Below are 4,709 nucleotides of genomic sequence, written 5' to 3'. Positions count from 1 at the left end.
TTCAACGGCGGCAAGCTGAGGAAGGTTTCGGGCATGCAGTAGTTTTTCTACAGGTTGATTTCAGGCATTCTGGTTCGAACCGACGGGGAAAACCAGCTATATCGACGCTCAACTCCCGAAAACACCGCTTGCGGTGCCCGCAAACCCTGAGAGGAAAATCCGATGAGTGTAGAAAAAGTAGCTGTGGTGGTGGCCGGCGGCAGCGGCATGGGGGCGGCGGCGGCCAAGCGGCTGGCGGCGGACGGCTTCAAGATTGCCATTCTTTCCTCTTCGGGCAAGGGCGAGGCGCTGGCCAAGGAGCTTGGCGGGCTCGGCGTCACCGGCTCCAACCAGTCGAACGACGATCTGCAGCGCCTCGTCGACCTGACGCTGGAGCGCTATGGCCGTATCGACGTGCTGGTCAACAGCGGCGGCCACGGGCCGCGTGCGCCGATCCTCGAGATCACCGACGAGCAATGGCACACCGGCATGGACGTCTACCTCCTCAACGTCATCCGGCCGGTGCGCATCGTGGCGCCCCAGATGGTCAAGCAGAAGGGTGGGGCCATCATCAACATCTCGACGGCCTGGGTGGTCGAGCCGAGCCCGATGTTCCCGACGTCCGCCGTGTTCCGAGCCGGCGTTGCCGCCTACACCAAGATCTTCGCCAACACCTATGCCGCCGACAATGTGCGCATGAACAATGTGCTGCCCGGCTGGATCGACAGCCTGCCGGCCACCGAAGAACGCCGCGACAGCGTGCCGATGCAGCGCTACGGCACTTCGGAAGAGGTCGCCGCGACCATCGCCTTCCTGGCGTCGGAGGGCGCCGGCTACATCACCGGCCAGAACATCCGGGTCGACGGCGGCATTATACGCGCTATTTGAGGGCGTCGGCCGGGAGGGGATTCCGGCATCTCACCCCAAGGAGCAAATAATGCGGCTTTTGATACTCGGCACCGGCTGGATGGCGCAGGAACATGCCCGGCGCTTCAGCGCCATCGAGGGCGTCGACATTGTCGGCGCAGTCGATGTCGATCCGGCGCGGGTTGGCGAGTTCGCCGACAGCTTTGACATTCCCAACCGCTTTACCGCGCTGGAGGAGGCGCTGGCATGGGGCGAGTTCGACGCGGTGGCCAATGTCACGCCCGACCGCATCCACCACCCGACCACGATGGCGCTGATCGCCGCCGGCAAGCCGGTGCTGTGCGAAAAGCCGCTGGCCGAAAACTTCGGCAAGGCGACCGAGATGGCCGATGCCGCCGAGGCTGCCGGCATCGTCAACATGGTGAACCTCACCTATCGCAATGTGGCCGCGCTGCAGAAAGCGCGCCAGATGGTGCAAGCGGGCGAGATCGGCACCGTCAGGCATGTCGAGGCGTCCTATCTGCAGAGCTGGCTGGTGTCGAAATTCTGGGGCGACTGGCGCACCGATCCGAAATGGCTGTGGCGGCTGTCGCGCGGCCACGGTTCCAATGGCGTGCTCGGCGATGTCGGCATCCACATCCTCGATTTCGCCAGCTATGGCGCAGCCGTCGACATCGACCATGTCTTCTGCCGGCTGCGCGCCTTCGACAAGGCGCCCGGCAACCGCATCGGCGACTACGGACTCGACGCCAATGACAGCTTCGCCATGACGCTGGATTTTTCCAACGGCGCCTTCGGCGTGGTGCATGCCAGCCGCTGGGCAACAGGCCATCTCAACGAACTGCGTCTGCGCATCTATGGCGAGAAGGGCGGCATCGAAGTGGTGCACAATCTCGACGGTTCGACGCTCAAGGCATGCGTGGGGGAGAATGTCGAGAACGCCATATGGGAAGAGCTCGACCCCGGCACGGTGGAGACCAACTACCAGCGTTTCACTGACGCGGTGCGCACGGGCGTGCAGGCCGAACCGTCCTTCCGCCATGCGGCCGAATTGCAGAAGGTGCTGGATCTGGCCGTGGTGTCGGACGAGAAGCGGGCCGAGCTGAGAGCGAACGCGGAAACGCGGTGAGGGCTCGCACCTCGCGCCCATACCGCAGTAGCTGGAAGGGGCCGAGTTCTGTCAGATCCTCCTCTGGCCTGCCGGCCATCTCCCTCGCAAGGGGGGAGATCGGCAGCTTCAATTGCTGCGCCTGGTAAGTCATCAGTGCCCGCCTCCTGATCCGTGTCAGGTAGCTTCAGGGGCCGGTCACGAGCGAAAAAACCAGTTTCTGCAAATTCCCGCCATTGCCGAATTCGCTACGGTCGAAGTCGCGGCTTGCCTGCACCCGCGCCTTCGAGATCGCGTCGAGCCGCTTGACCACCTCGGCCCTGGTCTTGCTGCATTTGGGATCGTCGGCGACGGTCAGGCCGTCCGTCGCGGCTTGGATGTCGTGGACCATCTGGACCATGCTGGCGCCATGCACCTTCTCATGGGCGGCGACGCCGGCGATGAAGGTGTCCCAGTTCTTCTGGACGGCCGGCGGCAGGGAGCGGGAGGGTTTCGGCAAAGTGTAGGTGACGATCAGCTTCGGCCGCCCGGCCGTCAGCACGCAGTCCTTGCCGCTGGGCTTGTAATCCCTTAGCCCCCAGGTCAGCTTGAAATTGGTGTAGGCGATGGCGCGGGCAATGCCGAGCTTTGGCCCTTTCTCGCCGATCGAGCGGTAGAGTTCGGCGCCGGACTGGCCCGAGATCGCGTAGGGCTCGATCTTCTCGACCGGCTTCCACTCGGCATGAGCGGTGAGCGGCAAGGCCAACAGGGCGACAAAGGACAGACACAGGCGAACGCAGGCTCTCAATCCAACTCTCCGCGAAACAGGACCGGCTGCCGCAAGGGGCAATGCCATCGGATCGCTTTTTCCTATATGCTGGCGACGGGCGCTGCAAATGCCCTGGAGGCAGTCAATTGGGGGGAGCCATGAGAGTTGCACATCTCGTCGTCGCCGGTGCGGTAGCGGTCCTGCAGGCCGCGCAACCGGCGTTTGCCGCGTCGTGCGGCGGCTGGAGCGCCAGGATGGAGGAAGACGAGGGCGGCAGCGTGCTGACGGCCTCGGTCTGCGGCGGGCCGAAAGGCGATGCGTATCTGATGCTGACCTGTTTCGACACGCCGGTGCTGAGCTACGATCTCGGCGCCAACGGCCAGCAATTCGAGCCTGGCATCAGCGGTTCGTTCGCGTTCAAGGCCGACGGCAAGACGGTAACTAAGGCGCTGCAGCTGGAGGCCATGTACAACTACTTCGTGGTCAACCTGGCGAAAGCCGATCCGCTGCTCGACCTGTTGCGCGGCAAGGGCGATGTGTCGGTCGGTTCAGCCAAATATGGCGAGATCAGCTTTCCGCTGAAGGGTTCAAGCGCGGCCATCGGCAAGGTGCTGGCGCAGTGCGGCAAGGCCCAGCCCGCCGATGGGGATTGAGGACTTCGTCATCCGAGGGCCTCCGAGACGGAGCTGCGCTCCTGCTTCGCCCTAGGATTGTTTGAGCAGGATCAGGTAGTTTGGCGGCCGGGACTGCGGCCCATCACCCCACCCAGTCGTACCGTCGCGGCCATCAGTTCCTCGTCCGAAAACCCGGAAAAACCCAGCACCAGGCCTTGCCGGGACGCCCCGCCGATGAACATCGAGGACAAGGCCCTGGCGCCGACACCTGCCGCCTTCGCCGCCTCGACGATCGCCGTGTCCGGCCCGGCGTGCTTCAGCGTCGCCATCAAGTGCAGCCCCTGTTCGGGCACGATTACTTCGAGGGCATCGCCGCAATGCGTCTCGAGGCCGGCGACCAGCACGTCGCGCGCGGCTTGCACCCGGCGGCGCACGCGCCTGAGATGCGCGGCGAAATGGCCCTCGTTCAACAGGTCGGTCAGCGCGCCTTCGGCCAGCGTCGAGGGGAAGCGGTCGGAGCGCGCCCTGACCGCCATCACGGCATCGAGCAGCGCTTCGGGCACCACGACATAGCCGATGCGCAGGCCGGGGAAGAGGATTTTCGAGAAGGTGCCGAGATAGGCGACACGGCCCGAGCCGTCCATGCCCTGCAGCGAAGTCAGCGGCGGGCCGGCATAGCGGAACTCGCTGTCGTAGTCGTCCTCGATGATCCAGGCATCGTTGCGCCGCGCCCAGTCGAGCAAAGCGAGACGGCGGCGCATCGTCATCGTCACGCCGAGCGGATATTGATGCGAGGGCGTGACATAGGCCGCGCGCGCCTTGGAGCACAGGCTTTCGCCGATCTCGGGATCGAGCCCTTCCGCGTCGACGGGTACGCCAAAAACCGTGGCCCCGCTGCCGGCCAGCACGGCGTGCGCCATGGGATAGCAGGGGTTTTCGATCCAGACGGCATCGCCGGGACGAAGTGCTGCACGCACCAGGAGATCGAGCCCCTGCTGCGTGCCCGACGTCAGCACGATCTGGCCGGCGTCGCAGCGCACGCCGCGTGCGGTCCTGAGATAGGTGGCAATTGCCGTGCGCAGCGGCAGGCCGCCGCGCGGATCGCCATAGCGGAAATGCTCCGGTCCGGGGCGGGTGAGGTGGCGCGACAGAAGGATGCGAAACATATCAAGCGTGCGCGGATCGGAGACCGCAACGCCAAGGCCGCAAGGTAGCGACGCCGCGACCTCGATCTCCGCTGGACGCGGCTTGATCAGCGTCAGCGGCAGATGCGGCACATCAGGCGCGACGAAGGTGCCGGCGCCGACCTTGGCGACCGCAAACCCCTCCGAGATCAGCATTTCGAAACAGGCAACCGCCGCCGAACGCGACAGGCCGAAGCGCTGTGCGAGAT

5 protein-coding genes are annotated in these 4,709 nt (G+C 65.0%); 3 read left to right on the top strand and 2 right to left on the bottom strand.

What is annotated here, in order from left to right:
* Window positions 1–162: 162 nt before the first annotated feature.
* Both EN914_RS24675 and EN914_RS24670 read left to right on the top strand, forming a co-directional pair.
* Window positions 163–867 (top strand): SDR family oxidoreductase, encoded by a 705-nt coding sequence (locus EN914_RS24675; protein ID WP_024501629.1) that lies wholly within the window; start codon window positions 163–165, stop codon window positions 865–867.
* 49 nt (window positions 868–916) lie between these two features.
* Entirely contained in the window at window positions 917–1,975 is a 1,059-nt protein-coding gene (locus tag EN914_RS24670; protein WP_024501628.1) for a Gfo/Idh/MocA family protein, read from the top strand.
* Between the two features lie 166 nt (window positions 1,976–2,141).
* Here the strand turns inward: EN914_RS24670 and EN914_RS24665 are convergent, their stop codons facing one another.
* Complete coding sequence (locus EN914_RS24665; RefSeq protein WP_024501627.1) at window positions 2,142–2,741, bottom strand: DUF922 domain-containing Zn-dependent protease; 600 nt, start codon at window positions 2,739–2,741, stop codon at window positions 2,142–2,144.
* 119 nt (window positions 2,742–2,860) lie between these two features.
* Between EN914_RS24665 and EN914_RS24660 the strand changes: the two genes are divergently transcribed.
* Window positions 2,861–3,355 carry a hypothetical protein gene (locus EN914_RS24660; protein WP_024501626.1) on the top strand — a complete coding sequence of 165 codons (495 nt, stop codon included), beginning with the start codon at window positions 2,861–2,863 and terminating at the stop codon, window positions 3,353–3,355.
* Window positions 3,356–3,426: 71 nt separating this feature from the next.
* Here the strand turns inward: EN914_RS24660 and EN914_RS24655 are convergent.
* Window positions 3,427–4,709: PLP-dependent aminotransferase family protein (locus tag EN914_RS24655; RefSeq protein ID WP_164770750.1), on the bottom strand; the 1,283-nt coding region annotated here is incomplete at its 5' end.

It is taken from the genome of Mesorhizobium sp. M7A.F.Ca.CA.001.08.2.1 (assembly GCF_003998455.1).
GTDB classification, from domain to species: domain Bacteria; phylum Pseudomonadota; class Alphaproteobacteria; order Rhizobiales; family Rhizobiaceae; genus Mesorhizobium; species Mesorhizobium ciceri.
This window is presented reverse-complemented; position numbering and strand designations above follow the sequence as displayed.